The organism is Dolichospermum planctonicum (genome assembly GCF_005402965.1).
Taxonomy (GTDB): domain Bacteria; phylum Cyanobacteriota; class Cyanobacteriia; order Cyanobacteriales; family Nostocaceae; genus Dolichospermum; species Dolichospermum planctonicum.
The window spans coordinates 1-16,678 of the sequence record NZ_BJCF01000027.1; the positions used below are offsets into that span (position 1 = coordinate 1).

The 16,678-nt window shown below is 35.6% G+C and carries 20 protein-coding genes and 1 pseudogene; all 21 read right to left on the reverse strand.

What is annotated here, in order from left to right; all coding sequences use genetic code 11:
* Nucleotides 1–82 precede the first annotated feature (82 nt).
* Entirely contained in the window at nt 83–457 is a 375-nt protein-coding gene (locus FFO06_RS12490; protein WP_137908335.1) for an FkbM family methyltransferase, read from the reverse strand.
* Nucleotides 458–574: 117 nt separating this feature from the next.
* Nucleotides 575–1,534 carry a glycosyltransferase family 2 protein gene (locus FFO06_RS12495; RefSeq protein ID WP_137908336.1) on the reverse strand — a complete coding sequence of 320 codons (960 nt, stop codon included), beginning with the start codon at nt 1,532–1,534 and terminating at the stop codon, nt 575–577.
* Nucleotides 1,535–1,569: 35 nt separating this feature from the next.
* Nucleotides 1,570–2,544 (reverse strand): glycosyl transferase, encoded by a 975-nt coding sequence (locus FFO06_RS12500; protein ID WP_137908337.1) that lies wholly within the window; start codon nt 2,542–2,544, stop codon nt 1,570–1,572.
* A gap of 63 nt (nt 2,545–2,607) precedes the next feature.
* Nucleotides 2,608–3,570, reverse strand: coding sequence for a glycosyltransferase (locus FFO06_RS12505; RefSeq protein ID WP_137908338.1), 963 nt, complete (start codon nt 3,568–3,570; stop codon nt 2,608–2,610).
* Nucleotides 3,567–4,130: an acyltransferase gene (locus FFO06_RS12510; RefSeq protein WP_137908339.1), complete on the reverse strand. Its 564-nt coding sequence runs from the start codon at nt 4,128–4,130 to the stop codon at nt 3,567–3,569. The genes FFO06_RS12505 and FFO06_RS12510 overlap by 4 nt, the downstream gene beginning before the upstream one ends.
* Before the next feature lie 330 nt (nt 4,131–4,460).
* The gene (locus FFO06_RS12515) at nt 4,461–5,366 is read right to left on the reverse strand and encodes a glycosyltransferase family 2 protein (RefSeq protein ID WP_137908340.1); all 906 of its coding nucleotides are present in this window, start codon (nt 5,364–5,366) and stop codon (nt 4,461–4,463) included.
* Nucleotides 5,367–5,383: 17 nt separating this feature from the next.
* Nucleotides 5,384–6,208: an FkbM family methyltransferase gene (locus FFO06_RS12520; protein WP_137908341.1), complete on the reverse strand. Its 825-nt coding sequence runs from the start codon at nt 6,206–6,208 to the stop codon at nt 5,384–5,386.
* A gap of 9 nt (nt 6,209–6,217) precedes the next feature.
* Nucleotides 6,218–7,171 carry a class I SAM-dependent methyltransferase gene (locus FFO06_RS12525; protein WP_137908342.1) on the reverse strand — a complete coding sequence of 318 codons (954 nt, stop codon included), beginning with the start codon at nt 7,169–7,171 and terminating at the stop codon, nt 6,218–6,220.
* Nucleotides 7,172–7,195: 24 nt separating this feature from the next.
* Nucleotides 7,196–8,443, reverse strand: a complete 1,248-nt coding sequence (locus FFO06_RS12530; protein ID WP_137908343.1) for an ABC transporter ATP-binding protein — start codon at nt 8,441–8,443, stop codon at nt 7,196–7,198.
* A 162-nt stretch (nt 8,444–8,605) separates the two neighbouring features.
* Complete coding sequence (locus FFO06_RS12535) at nt 8,606–9,217, reverse strand: retropepsin-like aspartic protease (protein WP_137908344.1); 612 nt, start codon at nt 9,215–9,217, stop codon at nt 8,606–8,608.
* Nucleotides 9,198–9,512, reverse strand: coding sequence for a type II toxin-antitoxin system VapB family antitoxin (gene vapB / locus FFO06_RS12540; protein WP_137908345.1), 315 nt, complete (start codon nt 9,510–9,512; stop codon nt 9,198–9,200). The genes FFO06_RS12535 and vapB overlap by 20 nt, the downstream gene beginning before the upstream one ends.
* 12 nt (nt 9,513–9,524) lie before the next feature.
* A pseudogene (locus FFO06_RS21985) lies at nt 9,525–9,721 on the reverse strand (ABC transporter ATP-binding protein); the annotation flags it as partial.
* Between the two features lie 100 nt (nt 9,722–9,821).
* Nucleotides 9,822–10,433: a hypothetical protein gene (locus FFO06_RS12550; RefSeq protein WP_242025982.1), complete on the reverse strand. Its 612-nt coding sequence runs from the start codon at nt 10,431–10,433 to the stop codon at nt 9,822–9,824.
* Between the two features lie 100 nt (nt 10,434–10,533).
* Entirely contained in the window at nt 10,534–11,001 is a 468-nt protein-coding gene (locus FFO06_RS12555; protein WP_137908346.1) for a DUF29 domain-containing protein, read from the reverse strand.
* Nucleotides 11,002–11,026: 25 nt separating this feature from the next.
* Nucleotides 11,027–11,479 (reverse strand): DUF29 domain-containing protein, encoded by a 453-nt coding sequence (locus tag FFO06_RS12560; RefSeq protein ID WP_137908347.1) that lies wholly within the window; start codon nt 11,477–11,479, stop codon nt 11,027–11,029.
* 117 nt (nt 11,480–11,596) lie between these two features.
* Nucleotides 11,597–12,235 (reverse strand): hypothetical protein, encoded by a 639-nt coding sequence (locus tag FFO06_RS12565; protein WP_137908348.1) that lies wholly within the window; start codon nt 12,233–12,235, stop codon nt 11,597–11,599.
* Nucleotides 12,236–12,256: 21 nt separating this feature from the next.
* A complete protein-coding gene (locus tag FFO06_RS12570; RefSeq protein WP_137908349.1) occupies nt 12,257–13,027 on the reverse strand; it encodes a Uma2 family endonuclease in 771 nt (256 codons plus the stop codon).
* Between the two features lie 211 nt (nt 13,028–13,238).
* Nucleotides 13,239–14,075 carry an ABC transporter permease gene (locus FFO06_RS12580; RefSeq protein ID WP_137908350.1) on the reverse strand — a complete coding sequence of 279 codons (837 nt, stop codon included), beginning with the start codon at nt 14,073–14,075 and terminating at the stop codon, nt 13,239–13,241.
* Nucleotides 14,076–14,168: 93 nt separating this feature from the next.
* Nucleotides 14,169–14,594 carry a hypothetical protein gene (locus tag FFO06_RS12585; protein ID WP_137908351.1) on the reverse strand — a complete coding sequence of 142 codons (426 nt, stop codon included), beginning with the start codon at nt 14,592–14,594 and terminating at the stop codon, nt 14,169–14,171.
* 163 nt (nt 14,595–14,757) lie between these two features.
* Entirely contained in the window at nt 14,758–16,095 is a 1,338-nt protein-coding gene (locus FFO06_RS12590) for a glycosyltransferase family 4 protein (RefSeq protein WP_201275454.1), read from the reverse strand.
* 276 nt (nt 16,096–16,371) lie between these two features.
* Entirely contained in the window at nt 16,372–16,509 is a 138-nt protein-coding gene (locus FFO06_RS21990) for a hypothetical protein (RefSeq protein WP_236097138.1), read from the reverse strand.
* Nucleotides 16,510–16,678: the final 169 nt, after the last annotated feature.

Genomic DNA, 16,678 nt, shown 5'->3' on the forward strand with positions numbered 1-16,678 from the left:
CCAACTACCACTGAAATAGTTGATAAAGTTATTTCTGTTGCTCTCGATTTGATGAATCCTCAACATTTAAAAAATTGGTTCACTAATTGTTGTTACTGTACCTCATAACACCGGGAAGTGCTGTAACAGTTTCTTCTTTATCTCCCAATGCAAAGTGATAGCAATGGATTTGTGGATACATCGAAGTATTTTTCTTAAGGGTTATAAAGTTTTTAGAAACTGGCTCAAACGAATAAATTTGCGCTGAAGGAAATTTATTTTTAAAGTCAATGGCAGTTTCACCATTGTGTGCGCCACAATCAAATATTGTTCTTAAGTCAACTATTCCTAGCCTGTTAGAAATATCATAGGAAATATCCAATCCTGATGATAGTCCGTGAAGTTGCTTTACAATCCATCCTTGACTAAAAATTTGTTTTTTAATTTCTTCTTTCAGAAGTTTTAGGAAATCAATCATGACTAGTTTACTTTTTAATTAAGTTGGTGTTAAAAATTGTCGTTATGAGAAGGGTATGAGCAAAAGGGTATGGACAACTTTACTTTTCGTTACATATTTCGGGTTTTTGCAGTTTACCTACTTATATCTATATAATAGATAGTACAACTTTTGCAACTGCATTGCTATTTTCCACCCCAAAACCTCACGCATAACTTTAAACATAATTCCTCCTTCCGGTTTTAAGTCACACCCTCCTAAAGAACGAACATTTTTTTCAGCCTTTTGGATTAAATCCTTAGCTTGTGGGTATGCCATAAAAACAAAACATTGCCAATAACAAGCACAAGCATAACGAGTCCGATCGCTATTTTCAACAGATAATAAATTATTTGTACATAACTCTGCTGATAAAAAAGCAGATTCCCATGCCTTCCGAGATTTTGAACCGCTTAAACTACCAGAAATACCTGACCGATAGTAAGATTTAGCACCTGTACAAAACTTAACGCCTTGACTAGCGAGAATAACGCGACAAAAGTATTCACCATCATCATTCAATGATACGTTCTCATTCCACATACCAGCGGAGTCAGAAATATTTCGCGGTACAAGCCAAGCCGCAGGGTGCATCATCAAATTCTTTTCCCAAGCAGCAATAAGCCAATCAATGGGTGACATATCCGTCCATAAAGTTTGTGGGGTAAATATAGCTTCAGATGGGTTTTGGAAAAATCTAGCCCATTCTCCTGATGCCACATAATCTGAGTTACGATCAAATTCTGAAAGCTTTAACTGACGTTCAATTTTATCCGGTGCAAGCAAATCATCAGCATCTAAATATTGAATAAAGTCTCCTTGGGCTGCTTTTAAAGCTCTATTCCTAGCTGTACTAGCACCTTTATTTTCTTGACTAATTACCTTGACTCTCTTTGATTCGTAGATTTTGGCGATCGCTAAAGTATTATCTGTTGAGCCATCATCAACAACTACAATTTCTATATTCTGCCAAGTCTGTGCCAGAGCCGAATCCAATGTTTCTGCTATGTATGGTGCAGCGTTGTAAGCTGGAATTAAGATTGATACTAAAGGCTTCATAAGTTATTAAATACTTGCGACTTCAACTATGGTTCTCATCGCAGAATATGCTTCCAGCCATAGCGAAAATACCAAGGTTTAGAGTCTGCAACATAATGATGTAAAACAGCTTTAGGTGCTATCACCTCATCTCGTTCTGGCATCACAATATACTCTGAGGCAGGGGCAACTGTACAAGATTTACCAGCCATAAGCATAGCCACAAGAGCTTGTTCTTGAAAGTAATGTGTACCTTCTTTTTCGATCATGGTTTTACACCAATATTCTAATTGCTCCCAATCAATATCATCACTTTTTAATCCACAAATTCCGACATTGACTCGCTCAGGCATTTCTGCTTGTGCTAAGGAAGTCATTAAATCTGGCGAATAACCATAAGATGTTTCCACATCTATCATGTGACATAGGTTTTGTGGGCATTTTAGCCAGTTCAACAAAAGCTCTGGAGTGCGAAAAAACAGCATATCAGAATCAAGAACTAGCTTCCAACCTTGAGAATTAAGATGAATATCGGTTAATTTTCGCATATTAGGATAATTAAGCCGACGTTCTCTTAGATAGGGGAACTTATTTTCTGGTAAATATTTATCTATGTATTCATCAATTTCTGGTTTAAGAATAAGTTTTGCATTGGGAAAAATTCTAACAATCTCATCTTGATACTGCTTTTCTAAAGATCCATCATCATAAATAACTGGACGTAATCTAAAATCATGAATATACTGTGACATGGAATAAGCACAAAAACAGGTCTGATACCAAAATCTTTTGCCAGTTAGAAAATGAATATCTAATGTTTCGGTAACTCCTTGGTCGAGTTGTAATGGTGGGAGCAAATAAGTAGCTTTCTCCATTTCTATTTGTGCTTGCAAGTCCACAGCCATATTTACTGCACCCTTACGAGTTAATCTTTGGATAAAACTCTTAGGAAGATGATAAAGCTTATAAACTAGCACTCCAAGCTTTAACTGCTTGATAAGTTGGCGTGTTTTTGTGATTTTTTGAGCCATTATTAATTACACAATACTTTTTTATACAAGAATATTTAGATTTTTCGGTTGAGCTAGTCAGAGCTATAAACCAGTTTTGTTTCCATGTAAAGCCGCTAGTCCTTCAAACATTCCACAATTTCCTCTCCACTGGATAAAAGCAGAGGAACTTTTCCATGCTTGACAGCTAAAAAATGCTTTTAACTGTCTTGGTAAAACACTCCATTGAGGAATCTTTTTCCAAGGTCTAATCTTATGACAATCTAGCACCTGAATCCAAGAACGAGATGAGGCATAGTTTAACCGAGCAAGATAATCTTTTGTCAATCGGTTTGCAGAAATTAGGTGGGTTAATTGCAGTTGAGGGAAATAACCGACTCCCCAACCAGCTTCTAGTAATGTCAAGTTGATATCACAATCACCACCCGACTGAAGACTTTTACCTGTGCGATCTAAAGACATTCGATTAGAGTCTTTAGCAAGACTATCTACATAAAAAATTGCCGCTTCTTTTAGTAAAGCCATCCCCGCTCCAATGGGAGCAAAAAATGGGTACTGTTTTTCAGTATTACTGGAATTGTAATATGAATAATTTTGAATTTCTTCACCTAAGTCTCTAAGGGCTAAACAGATCCAAAAGTCTTTAACCCAAGATTCTGGTTCAACCTCAAACTCTGGCAATGATTTCCCCCCAATTGCACCTAATTTGGGGTCTTCATAGAATATATTTACCGTATTTTCTAGATAACTAGAATCAAGAACATTATCATCGTCAACAAATATAATATATTTCCCACGACTAGCTTTAATTCCCGCGACCCTTGCTTTTGTTAAACCTAGCTGATTTTCAACAACGATTTTTGATGATTTATGCCAAGATAAATCAAAACTTGAAACATACTGAGGATCTGGGGTAGCATTATCAATGATGATCAGTTCCCATTGATTGTTTGGTAATGTTTGTTTACTTAACCCACTAAGTGTTCTTTGTAAACGCAGTTGATTAGGGTTATGAGTAGGGATGATAACAGAAATAAGGGGATTCATAATCGAGTTCTTACCACTTTTGCAGGAACACCAACAGCGATCGAATATGGAGGCAGATCTTTAGTAACAACTGCACCAGCGCCAACTATACACCCATCTCCAATAGTTACGCCGCCTAAAACCGTAACTCCAGCCCCCAACCACACATCTTCACCAATAGTTACTGGTAAAAGTACATCAGGTTGTGATCTAATTCTCAGATCACGGCTGGGAATTGTATGATTTGATGACAGGATTCGACAATGCATGGCAATTAATGTATCTTTACCAATCGTTACTCCTCCATGACCATAAATTACGACATACGGACCTATGAAAACATTTTCTGCGATGTGAATCGAGCCGCCCCAGCAATCAAGAATTACACCGGGAGAAATTTCAGATTTGGCAAGTATACTGATTTTTCCTTTGTGTCCGTAAGACAAACCCAAATTGGCAGTAAAATTTTTACCTACAAAACAAGAATAATCAATTTCTACATTGCCCCAATTGAATATTGCAATTACGAAGAAATTACGAAATAATTTTAGCTTGTTAACAATAAATCTGTATATAGGCATCCGGTTTGATTCCTGATAGCGTTCACGTAGTGTGCCCTTCGCGGTAGCGTGCCGGAGGCATCAGGCATAGCGTGGCGTTAGCCATATTTTCCTACGTAGGAAGGCAAGAGGCAAAGGGCAAGAGGATTCGAGAATATAAAGGTGTACTGAGTTTATAATTAGATTTTTAAACAAATTGCAAAAAAATACTTGAAATTACTTGCTGAACTAGTAGTCTGTCAAGCTTGAAATTGTGAGTTATTAAATTTTACAACCGTCTGTTAGCAATACTTTCAAACTTCGTTAACACACAAAATTAATATTGACAGACTACTAGGGAAGTAAATACTGCTAAAGTGATTGTCGGCGGATAAAATCCTGAATCTGAATTAACCAAAAAGCAGGCATTATTGATTTCAATGATTGAAGTAAAATATTTTGGGTCTTTGGAGGATTACCTCCTAGAAATTGACAAAACTTCAGGGATTCAAATGCCAGTTCTTTATCATTTAAGCCTAAAAAAGCTCTTGTCACAACTTCCAATTGCTCAATAACAACCTCATTAATTGAAGAGTCAAATTCATTAGCATATTTTTTTAAAAACTGAAAACGGCAATGCCAACATTTGTGTTGATTTTGGCTCAGTCCATGTGAGTGTCGTAAAGAAAAGGCAAGTACTTCTTCAACAACTAAGAATTTAGCCCCCGATCCAGCTAGACAAACGTGTAAATCTGCATCTTCCCAGCAGGAATAATTCTCATTAAAGCCTTTAACCATTAAAAACTTATCTTTTCTGTAAAGACCACTAATTACACCTATGGGATTAGCGATCGCTGCAATCAGAGGATTGTTCTTAAAATCTTGATTTTGGTACTTCCGTGCAATCACAAGTTGCCTTGTTTCTTCGTCAACCCAATCTGCATTACAGATAATTACATCTATGCTTGAATCTATTTTGGCTTTAGTTTTCTCTAGGTATTCTGGGTGAAGAATATCATCGGCATCATGGAAGTGAATCCAATCACAATTGCTTGCTTTTGCTAATTGATTGCGAGCGTGTGAAACACCTATATTTTTATTCCCTACAATCACTTTTGCCCCAAGAGATTTAGCTACTTCGACGGTATTGTCTTGACTTCCATCGTCGTAACATATAACTTCATCAAAAGGAACAGTTTGAGCTTCAACTGTTTCCCAGAGTCGGGGCAGGTATTTTTCTGCGTTATAGCATGGAATAAGTAAGCTGCAAGAAATCATAATTTACTAGTTTTAAATCAAGAAACTTCTATTTCAGCTTTGCGGGTAAAGTAACAATCTAACTCAATTAGTTCTAATGTGTCAGGAATATAACTAATTGGGAACATTCCACCATACACAAAACCCATCGATAAAAGTTGTTTACTTAAATCTTCAAATGTAGCACACTCGTCATAAAGTGGCTTGACAGTAGCTTCAGTAAGAATACCAAGAACATAGTTTAAAGTCTGCTGACCTCCCCTAAGAACTTCAGCATCATGCCCTTGAGTATCTGTTTTTAAGAAAACACGTCGATTTGACGTAATCCCTAATGATTCGGCGACTTCATCAATAGTATGTATTTTTACAAGCTCGACATGATCTAGCTCAACCATATTCCCAAAGCTGTTTTGTGCGAGTTCATTAACTGCATAAAATGAACTAAAGGAGTCATCTTTGTATACATTTAACATGAGTTCTGAACATTTTTCGCCTAAAGCATAAGGGAGGATTTTCCATTTGTTATCCTTAGCTGCGAGAATATTCAAATATTCTTGATGTGCAGCAATAGGTTCAAACGAAATTATTTCTCCTTTATAACCTGTTCGTCTAGCATCAAGGGCGAATTGACCACGGTTAGCGCCGACATCGATGAGTAAATCAATTTTGTTTAATTGAAGTGATTGCTTTAAATGGTAGAGAGAAGCAATATGGAGTAGTGATAGAGAATAATGCTGTTTCTTGTCTGGACTCAGACGTAGCTCGTTATATGTCTTTAGTATTGCCTGTAAAAATTCGTCATCTGTATAGTGTAATGGCTCAAAGCCCAGACGATGAATGAGAGAACGTAGTAGTTGTTTCATAATTAAAATTTAAACTATTTTAAGCCAAAAGCTGCAACCAGGAAATTCCTTGATTGCAAATGATTCCGCAAAAAGCTCTTTAGCTATTTGGTTAGAGGCTAAATGAGCGCATGGTAGTAATACTTGCAAATGCTTTGATCCACCTAAAAGATAAGCTGCAAGTAAATAGTGCTCAGACCAAAGCCGATTTTGTAATTCAGGTGGATAGTCATTGGGCAAATAAATGTCATGAATATGAACAATGCAACCTTTAGGCAGATTTGGTAAAAGGGTTAGAAAAAATACAGTTACATCACTACTTGGAAATACACGGTGACTGCCATCAAAAAAAATCAGAGTGTCGGGAGTAACAAGACTTAAAAATTCATCACAATTAAAATCTTCAAGACGAACTCGATATACTTGATCACACAATTGTGCAATGGAAAGGCGAGGTTCAGGATCAATGGATATCATTTCCATTGGGATATTACCTTTAGACTTTGCTAAGCAAGCGACTCTAGTAGACATCCCTGAGCCAATTTCTATATATTTTTTCGGGCGTAAATACTGAATAATTCCATACAAAGAAACGGCATCAAATGGTAGTAAAAACTCATTGATACGCCATGGGAGATTTGGGTTTTCTTCGTCCTCTTTTTCAGACCACTGCGTATAGTCTTTAGTAAGTTCAACAATAGATTTTAAAAGTTGAATCTGATCAGAAATATCTGCATTTAATAGGTCGTACAAAGCACGATTAGGTTGAGATTCATATCCCCAAAGAGGTTGAGGATTTTTTTTAGGAAGAAAGTCAATTCTCAATAAATCAGTTCCAAAGCCGTATATACCTAAATTATCTAATGCATACCACTGCTGCGGATGATTACTCAATAAAAGTCTACGAGCGACAAGAATTTTCCAACGTAAGATCAAACTTTTCGGATAAAACGATACTCTTTTAAAGAAATTTAAAACAGACATAAATATATAGATAAATTGGCTCAACTACAAATTACTCCAAGTTCCTCGTGTTGTAGAGTATCCACAACGTCCATCAAAATTCCCACCATAGAACATTTCCTCTCTTACCTGAATTTCGTAGTGAGTTTCAACCCAAAGTTGACATTCTCCAAACTTGTTAAAAAGACCTGCTTCAATGTAAAACTTTCCTGGTAAAAATGTGTGAAAATTCAACTTGCAACTGACATTCAATTTAGAAGTCTCATTAAATCTAAAAAAAATGGACTCATCTTTAGAAAAGATTGACGAGTAATAACTTTTACTAGAATCCGTGAAACAAAAGAAAACACTATACTCGCTTGCCATATCTAATGAGTCTGTTGAGAATAATGCATCGATCTGTAGTTCTTCAAGCACAGATATTATATTGGAAGATACTTTGATGTCTTCTAATTGAAAATTTTTACTTTTGACAACAAAAGATGCTTGCTTATTTCGACAAGTAATTGGGCTTCTTGATATATCTTTGTAAGCAGTCAGTATATCTTTAATTGTTCCAGAATCAACTATCTTGCCAGAGTTAAGTAGAACTCCTGAATTACAGAGACGAGAAATTGAACTGAGATTATGACTAACAAATAATACAGTTCTTCCCTCTTGGCTAACATCTTCCATTTTGTACAGACACTTTTCCTGAAACTGAGCATCTCCAACAGCCAAAACCTCATCCACAATCAAAATCTCGGGTTCTAAATGCGCCGCCACCGCAAACGCCAACCGCACATACATTCCCGAAGAATACCGCTTTACGGGCGTATCCAAAAACTTCTCAACCTCCGCAAAAGCCACAATCTCATCAAACTTCCGCTTAATCTCCTCCTTACCCATACCCAGAATAGCACCATTGAGAAATATATTCTCTCTCCCTGTCAACTCTGGATGAAACCCAGTTCCCACCTCCAATAAACTCGCCACCCTACCCTTAATTTTAATACTCCCTTTTGTCGGTTCAGTAATGCGGCTTAAAATTTTCAATAGTGTTGATTTTCCCGCCCCATTGCGCCCAATAATCCCAACTCTATCACCTGGTTTAATATCAAAGGATACATCCTTTAAAGCCCAAAATTCCTCAAAAGCCGGATTTTCATTCTTAGCTTGCGGATTTAGTAAACTACCAATAGATTTAACCTTATTAGTAATGACATCTCGCAGTGCTGTGTAGCGTTCCTGCTTTTGATGGCCAATAATATATTTTTTGCCTAGATTTTCAACGCGAATAACTGTATCTGACATAGGTATTAATTTATCAATTTGAAAATTATTGATTTGACGGCTTATATATCTCAAGATTAAGCTAAATTTAGCATTTAATTATAGAAGTAGCCAGATTACTTACCCATAGTATATTACTAACTAGCTCACTTATAACACACTTTTTTTATAAGTCACCAGTAGTTATCCTCTATATTTGAATAGGATTTTCTCCTCAGCTTGTTTAAATTCAATATCAAATAAATCAAACACAACTTCCCTACCTAATAAAACTTCCTGGCAATCCTCATTTTGTAACCAGGCCACAGGAGCAGAAAAGGTATAATCATCAATCTGCATTTCAACTTGTCGGAGTACATATTGTACACTCCCCCCTACTCCTTCTCCATTACTCAGAACTTCTCCTTGAGAGAGGGCATATCCTAAGTCTGTGCCTAAATAAAATGTAATTAGGCTAATATCCGAACCAGAATCTACAAGCATTTCCAGGAGTTTAGAATTTTGAAAAGTTAGACAGACTTCGTATTTTGGCTGCCAATCATGTTTTTTGACTGTTCTAAAACGCACTGGGAAAAACTTCACTGGCTCAACAAATTCGTTCTCGTAGATCCGCTCAGTGATGTAGTCAGAAGATTTTAAGTTCTGAAGGTCAATTTGCTGTGTCATGATTCTATAATCTTGGTGATGAGCTATTACACCATCCTTAGTGTAAATAATCCATTCTCCACGATATTGTTTTAGTTTTCGGTAATTTGCTTTACGCCATTCTTTGGCACTATTGTATTTTTCGTTCATATTTAGCTATAGGAAAGTCAGGAGACAATTGAAATTCATGAATAACTGTATCTGATGCCCAAATTTCATCACCTAAAGGTTTGTTAAAATCATCACTCATCCAAATTTTTCCTCCTTGAAGTCCAGCAATTCGTTTTTGGGGTTTTTGAGTTGGATCAACTTTTTCCGGTTGATATTTATTAGCAATAAATTCGACATAATCCAATATTTGTTGTTGATTTTTTAGGGGTAAATTTTGGATTTTTTGAATTATATTTTCAGTAATTTCTTCTGTTTGTGTAAACAGAACTACCATCCTAAATTATTTAAGTTCAATGTTATTTCTACTGGTCAATTCAGAATCAAGACATATTCCTACCTTCAATAAACTAGCAACTCGACCTTTTATAAATATTTTACCACAGGTTGGTTCTGTCATGCAATGCAACTTAATTTTTTTTTAAAATTAGATTTCCCTGCGCTATTACGGCCAATAATTCCTATTCTATCCCCTTGTTTAATATCCAATTACACATCCTTTAACTATCAATTTGAAAAATATTAACTCGATGAGTTATAGATTCTCATATTAGGAGAAATGATGATAAATTTATCCATAATGTTATTATGCTAAAATACCTAATAAAACTTTACCTAAATCCAGCAAATCATCAGGAATTTTAAAAAGGTTTAGATCTTGATAGATAGTTTTTTCAACTTTATCTAATTTACCAAATTGCCACAAAGTACCAATAGTTACAGCACCATAAAATATATCTTGCTCCGTAACTTGAGATAAAGCAATTAATTCCACTGCGAGTTGAGTAAAACCTTTTGTTAAATCATCTTTTTTTGCTTCAATCACTAATAAATCATGTCTAGACTGTAATAAATAATCTAAAGTTCCTTTTAAGCGATCGCTCACTCTTAACGGATATTCAATTTTTAGCTGACAGTTACAGATAGCAATAATTTCTATTAAAATCGGAGCTACTAAAGTTTCTCGTCTAGCAGTTTCACTACTTAAACTAATCAAAGGTAAAATTTTTCTCATCTTTTCTTTGACGAGTAACAGTTCATCTATAGGTTGATCTGTTTGTGGTAAAGATAACTCTGTTTTAATAAATGAATAATCAAATTCTCTTAAAATATCATCGGTTTCATAGGGTAAATCAAAGTAGGAACTAAAAGTATAAGATTGATCCTCTTGTAAGATTTTGATTTTAGGTATCATCATTTTTTGCTGATAATTTAATTATCATTGTTTTCTTAGATTATAGAATTGCTTGATACAAGCATTTACCCTGGTTTTACCAACTACACATACATCAGTATAATTATACGATATTTGGTTGCCAATTTTCATCTATAGCTTGCTCAGGAGTACAAAATACTTCTCTAGGAAAAACCTCAGCATCCAATCCAGTTTTGACTATAGTAATGTCTCTAGCATCTAGATATGTTTCTGAAAATATCTCTAACCAGAAAGGTTTAAGACTAGGATTTCTTTTTAAAAGTTTCTGAATTTGTTTTCGTTGTTCTATAATTGTACCCTTCCATCCGCGACTATTATATTCTCTTTCTTCTTGCCAATATGCTAATTTTAATAAATGCTCAAATAATACTAGCAATCGGCTTTCTAATTCATACTTTTGAGAGTTGCCCAAATCTTCTAACTCTAGGATTAAGTTTTCCCAATCTAATTGGTCTAAATTCTGATGCTGAATTTTATGAATAGTAGTTTCTATCCATTGATATAAATCTTGATGGTATAAGGTATTTAACTCTTGTTGAGAATCTAACATAATTGATTATTTAGATTGCTTGTGATCATGGCAACCATTCAGGATTGAGAATTTCTGTTAAGGAATAAGGACAATTTTCAGGGAATATTTCTGGAGATAGTTCAGATTTACGAATGGCATTGTTTCTAGCTTTGATGTATATCTTGTCTAGGATTTTTGTACAATGGTTATAAAGAACTTTAGACTCCAATAATAAATCTAATTCCAGCCTAAAGTTATCAATTTCTTTTTCCCAACCTCTCCCTGACCAATGTTTTTCTGAACTCCAATAATTATACAATAGTAGATGAATTAAAAGTCTCAATAAATAACTTTCTACTTTAAGCCTTTGTTCGTTTCCCAATGCAGCAATTTCCTCAATTAAATGTTCCCAGTCAATATTTTCTAAATCCCGATTTTGTAGTTGGTTAAGGGTAATCCCTAACCATTCAGGATAATCTTGTTCATAAATCTGGTAATTTGCTTGTGTGGGTTGCATTTTACTTACTCAGCTACATCAGCTACAATTTAAATATTGATCGTTAACAGGAATCTCTATAAATTATAAATTAATTTATATAAATTAATTTCTTGTTCTGCTAGTAACTATCTTAGTTTAGCTAATTCTACTGATTTGTTTGAGATTCAACTCTAACTCTGACTTAATTAGACTCACAAATACACTAATAATTTTTTCTGGTTGATTGATATAATACTCATCTAAATCAACTACCACTAGATTACCAGTTAATTGCAAGAACACCCATTGATTACCATTGGTAACACAACCATAAATATTTTCAATATTATTTCCCTCCGATTGATTTAATTGAGCAGCAGCAATCATTTCAGCAATACATTGAGCGAATCCTTGTTTCAGATTATCATTTTTTGCCTCCACCAAAGCAATCACCGGAGATGTTACATATAACTGTTGAGATGATAGACCGATTAAGAAATCGCAAAATCCATTTAAACCTTGCTCAATATTAACATTAAAATCAATTCCTGAGAATAAACTAATTTTATTATCTAATAATCTTCTTACTTCAATTAAAACAGGTGCAATAATCATTTCTGATTTGGCTTTTTCTGTACTAATTGCTTGAGCTAAGGGAATATTATTTTGTAAGTATTTGATAAAAAAAGCATCAACTGTTAACTCGTCGAAAGCAGGGAAAACATTTGTTCTTTCTTCAATATTAATGCCAAAGATTTTAGTGATTCTTTCTAGAGTAAAGTCACTATAAGCCATTTCTTATAACCTTAATTTTGCTTATAAATTAATTCCTTGTTCTGCTATTAACTGTCTTAGTTTAGCTAATTCTGCTTCAGCTAAATCTGCCCGTTGTTTTTCTCTTTCTTCTGGTGTAGGCAACCAGTTATTATCTTGATCATACCAACGTAACCACTGTCTGGTTAATCCTTGATATTCTCCTTCCCATAATCCTAGACCTAATTCTGCTTCTTCTAACCATACCCCTAGTCCATTAATAGATAGCGGTTGATAACGGTTCATTACTAACCCAAAGCAGTGGAACTCGTTGGTATAGCGGTTGTAGACAAAATAATAGGGGATTCTCAGAATTTGCTCATATACTGTCCATTTATTGGGAGGTTGATTAATTTCCCGTAAGTTTTTACCTAAGTTTTTACCTAAGTCTTCGTTTTCTGTTCCTGGTGATATTAGTTCTACTACTACAAAGGGATATGTTCCTTCACACCAGGTAACATAACTTAATCTCAGTTCTGTTTGTTCAGAAAAACGAGATACTCCTAATACTGCAAACCAATCTGGTCTTTTATACCATTGTGTATGCTTAATATCATAGTATAAGTTTAGGTCGCTGGCTGTAAATACATTATCTTCTGCATAAGAAGGTGGACGAAAGGTACTACGCAATAATTCTGGTTGTAAAAGGTGAAATTCGTCTGGCAACCCTGGCTCCTCTGGATCTTCGCTAGGTAAATCATACATCGTTGGCAGTGTTTGTTGAGGAGGTAATGGCTCATAGCTAGGTTTGCTATACACATCACTTTGATACATTGTTAATTATCTCCTGTATTTAATCGCTGTTGCCAAGATTCAACTATCTGCTTAATTGTCTCTTCTAAGGAAATTGTCATATCCCAGTGAGGATAATGATCACGCATTTTTGTTAAATCAGAATAATAACAAATATGATCTCCAATCATAAAATCTTTCAGGTTATATTTTTTGATTTGAATAGTATATCTATCTACTTGAGAATTTGATCTTAAATCACATCTGCAAAAGTTCGTTCCATCTTGCGGAAATACCAAATCCCACTTACTAATAATAAAAACACTAATCCCATGGAGAGAATAAAACCTGGCAAATACAACTGGGAGTTCCCACCCAAAATTGCCCAGCGGAAACCATCAATTACTCCTACCATTGGATTCAAGGAATATATAAACCGCCACTGCTCAGGAACAATGCTACTACTAAATCCTACTGGTGAAATATATAAACCAAATTGGACAATAAATGGCACAATAAACCGAAAATCTCGATATTGGACATTTAAGGAAGCTAACCACAAACCTGCCCCCATGGAAGCAGCAAAGGCAACAGCAATAAACAATGGTAAAGTTAAAATCCGCCAACTAGGAACAAAGTTATACCATGCCATTAAAGCCAATAAAATCATTCCAGAAATCATAAAGTCTACAAAGCTCACTACTACCGCACTTGTAGGAACTACTAATCTAGGAAAATAGACTTTAGATAGTAAGTTAGAATTTGTAATTAAACTATTACTACACTCTGAGAGTGAGTTGGAAAAGAATTGCCAAGGTAACATAGCAGAAAATACAAGAATTGGATAGGGCGCACCTTCTGAGGGTAATTTTGCCAATTGTCCAAATACTACTGTAAATACTACCATTGTCAAAAAAGGACGAATTAATGCCCATGCAATACCAATGGCTGTTTGTTTATATCTAACTAATATATCTCGCCAAGCTAGGAAATAAAATAATTCCCTATATCGCCATAAGTCTTGCCAATATTGCTTTTCTGTGCGCCCTGCTTCTATGATTAGTTCTGGCTGAGAAGTTGTTTGTTTCATGATTTTGACTTAGCTAACCTCGCTTTTACCATCATTTGAGCCAGATAAGCTCCATCTTGTCCAGATCCTCCACAAATGAGTGCTTTTTTCATATCAATTCATATTTGAAAAATCTTTCACACTGTTACCATTAAGTGTGCGGGATTGCCTGTAGGTAAACTCTCCCACGGAGGGATTACGATGGGGATCAATCACACCTGTGGCTTGTTGCCACATTTCCGCTGAAGCAAGACATAACTCATATTTGGATTTAAGTTTGTGTACATGATACCATCTTGTTTCCTGGCACTCTTGACACCAGAAAGCCTCTAACCACTCACCTTCTAAGGAAACTGTGGTTTTAGCCGCCACTAAAATCATCGCTTCTCGTCGGGCTATACCCCGCGCCTGTAGTTGTCCGGGTTTTTCGGCAAATAGTCCGTATTTTTGGCTAACACTATCCATATAGCAGTTATGGATTGGACAGTATATGGCTCTACGCTGAGAACGCTTCCGATTTTTGTCACACCTTTTTTGCACTTTGGCCCCCTGATCAATAACTAAACAATAGATCGCAAGAAGGTTGCATGGGAGGGACTGAGATCAACATGACCATCGAAGCCCAACTCCTGATTCTAGTCTCAGATATTTAATTTTTTTAGAGCGGTTAGATTGTAGTTATATATACTCTTGGAAAATCAGGTTAATTGCTGTGGGAGCAATTTCCATCCCTAGAATAGTTTAGCACGTTGATGTATTGTTTGGCTATAATTTCTGGCGTAAAATTTGATTGCAAATATTCGCGGGCGGACTGACCCATTTTTTCTGCAATTTGGGGATGGCTACTTAATTGGAGAATAAATTCAGATAAAGCATTACTATCTCCGTTCTCAATGGCAATACCAAATTTACCATCTGCTATTAGCTCTGGCAAGTAGCAAGTTTTTGGACAAACAACTGCTATGGGTCTTCCGGCTGCTAAAGCTGGGTAGAGTTTGCTGGGAGCAACTAAACTTTCTAAACCCTCTTCTACACTGACTAATGCCAAGTCACAAGCTGTCAGGGAATATGGTAATACGTTCTTTTCTTGATAGGGGAGAAAGAGAAAGTTTTTTAGTCCTAAACGAGCTACGTCTTGAATAAAGCTTTCCCTTTTGGGGCCACCACCTATACAAACAAACTGAATAGGCTGGTTTTGCAGTTGTTGAGCAGTTGCTAAAATGGTGTCTAGATCATGACACCTGCCCATATTACCAGAATAAAGAACTGTAAATTTGTTGACTAAATTATGTTTTTTGGCAAACCAGTTGTTTTCTTTGGCTATGGGGACAATGAGTTTGGGATCTCCCCAACTGTGAATCACCGAAACTTTGTCAGCTACTTCTGGACAGATGGCTATCACTCGCTCTTTCATAGCAGGACTTAGGACAATAATGCCTTGAGAACTTTGCCAAACCTTGCGGTTGATTGCTCGCCAAAATTTTACTAACCAGTGATTTTTGGCAACCACTCTCAGAGCGATCGCAATATCTGGATATAGGTCATAAATTAAACATACATAAGGAAATTTCCATAATAAATGACTAAAATATCCTGCTACTGGTAAGAATGGAGGTGCTGAAGTTAATAAGAATACATCTGATTTGCCATAGTTCCTAAGAATATGCAGAAAAGCCCGCAGTGTAAATAAAACTCCTCCCACAGCTTTACCACGAATTCTGCCACTCCACATCTGGGTAGACCGGGATCTACGCACGAGAACATTACCTCTTTGTTCTGATGCTGGTGCTTCAGATGTAGTAAACGCGTACCCCGGTTGTCCTGTGAATACTTTAATGGTTACTCCTTGTTTCTCTAGCTCATTCACTAATTCCTCAATCAACTGTCCTGTGGCCGCATAGTCGGGCGGGAAAAACTCTGTGATCACAGATACACTCATCCAATTACTGCCAAATTCAGATAATTGAGACCCATGAACTTGATTCAATCTATTAAAGGAAGATCTTAATGGCATCTTACTGATTAAGTTATTTGCTACCATAAACACTTTACCATATAAAACCTGATGATACACATAACTATAACATAACTATATTATTTATACACATAAATATTTTCCCGGTCTAGTGATTGTTAAATTGAGAATCTTTGTCAAAGTTTTTGGCATATACAACACTGCTTTTATTTAAAAACTACACCCAAACTCCTACAAAATTTACAGTCAAAAAACTTACAGTAAAAAAGGTTATAGGGTTTAACTTTTTTATTCTACCGTTAACCAAAGTTCTGTAAAGGTACTTGAAGCTTGAAGCTTATTTTACGTTTTTGTTCCCGAACTCCGATACAAAAAAGCTAACAGCCGACGGAACTCATAAAAACCCATATCAGCTATAGCTTTAGCTAACTTACCATTTGTTAATATTCCAGATACATTCAAATCTTCTATCCCTATCACCGCTTGGTTTTTGCTGATATAAACTGTATATTTGCTTGCTCAAGCTGATTTTTATTTTTACATAGGTGATTGTAAATTACGTTAATTAACCTTATGTATACACCTAACACTATCACGAAAACAATGCAAGTTAACTTAAAAAAAGTTAATATTTTTTGGATACTTTGAT

Excerpts from the sequence above, each read along its gene's own strand:
- FFO06_RS12490 (WP_137908335.1), bottom strand. The coding sequence starts at position 457 with ATGATTGATTTCCTAAAACTTCTGAAAGAAGAAATTAAAAAACAAATT.
- FFO06_RS12495 (WP_137908336.1), bottom strand. The coding sequence starts at position 1,534 with ATGAAGCCTTTAGTATCAATCTTAATTCCAGCTTACAACGCTGCACCA.
- FFO06_RS12500 (WP_137908337.1), bottom strand. The coding sequence starts at position 2,544 with ATGGCTCAAAAAATCACAAAAACACGCCAACTTATCAAGCAGTTAAAG.
- FFO06_RS12505 (WP_137908338.1), bottom strand. The coding sequence starts at position 3,570 with ATGAATCCCCTTATTTCTGTTATCATCCCTACTCATAACCCTAATCAA.
- FFO06_RS12510 (WP_137908339.1), bottom strand. The coding sequence starts at position 4,130 with ATGCCTATATACAGATTTATTGTTAACAAGCTAAAATTATTTCGTAAT.
- FFO06_RS12515 (WP_137908340.1), bottom strand. The coding sequence starts at position 5,366 with ATGATTTCTTGCAGCTTACTTATTCCATGCTATAACGCAGAAAAATAC.
- FFO06_RS12520 (WP_137908341.1), bottom strand. The coding sequence starts at position 6,208 with ATGAAACAACTACTACGTTCTCTCATTCATCGTCTGGGCTTTGAGCCA.
- FFO06_RS12525 (WP_137908342.1), bottom strand. The coding sequence starts at position 7,171 with ATGTCTGTTTTAAATTTCTTTAAAAGAGTATCGTTTTATCCGAAAAGT.
- FFO06_RS12530 (WP_137908343.1), bottom strand. The coding sequence starts at position 8,443 with ATGTCAGATACAGTTATTCGCGTTGAAAATCTAGGCAAAAAATATATT.
- FFO06_RS12535 (WP_137908344.1), bottom strand. The coding sequence starts at position 9,217 with ATGAACGAAAAATACAATAGTGCCAAAGAATGGCGTAAAGCAAATTAC.
- vapB (WP_137908345.1), bottom strand. The coding sequence starts at position 9,512 with ATGGTAGTTCTGTTTACACAAACAGAAGAAATTACTGAAAATATAATT.
- FFO06_RS12550 (WP_242025982.1), bottom strand. The coding sequence starts at position 10,433 with ATGATGATACCTAAAATCAAAATCTTACAAGAGGATCAATCTTATACT.
- FFO06_RS12555 (WP_137908346.1), bottom strand. The coding sequence starts at position 11,001 with ATGTTAGATTCTCAACAAGAGTTAAATACCTTATACCATCAAGATTTA.
- FFO06_RS12560 (WP_137908347.1), bottom strand. The coding sequence starts at position 11,479 with ATGCAACCCACACAAGCAAATTACCAGATTTATGAACAAGATTATCCT.
- FFO06_RS12565 (WP_137908348.1), bottom strand. The coding sequence starts at position 12,235 with ATGGCTTATAGTGACTTTACTCTAGAAAGAATCACTAAAATCTTTGGC.
- FFO06_RS12570 (WP_137908349.1), bottom strand. The coding sequence starts at position 13,027 with ATGTATCAAAGTGATGTGTATAGCAAACCTAGCTATGAGCCATTACCT.
- FFO06_RS12580 (WP_137908350.1), bottom strand. The coding sequence starts at position 14,075 with ATGAAACAAACAACTTCTCAGCCAGAACTAATCATAGAAGCAGGGCGC.
- FFO06_RS12590 (WP_201275454.1), bottom strand. The coding sequence starts at position 16,095 with ATGGTAGCAAATAACTTAATCAGTAAGATGCCATTAAGATCTTCCTTT.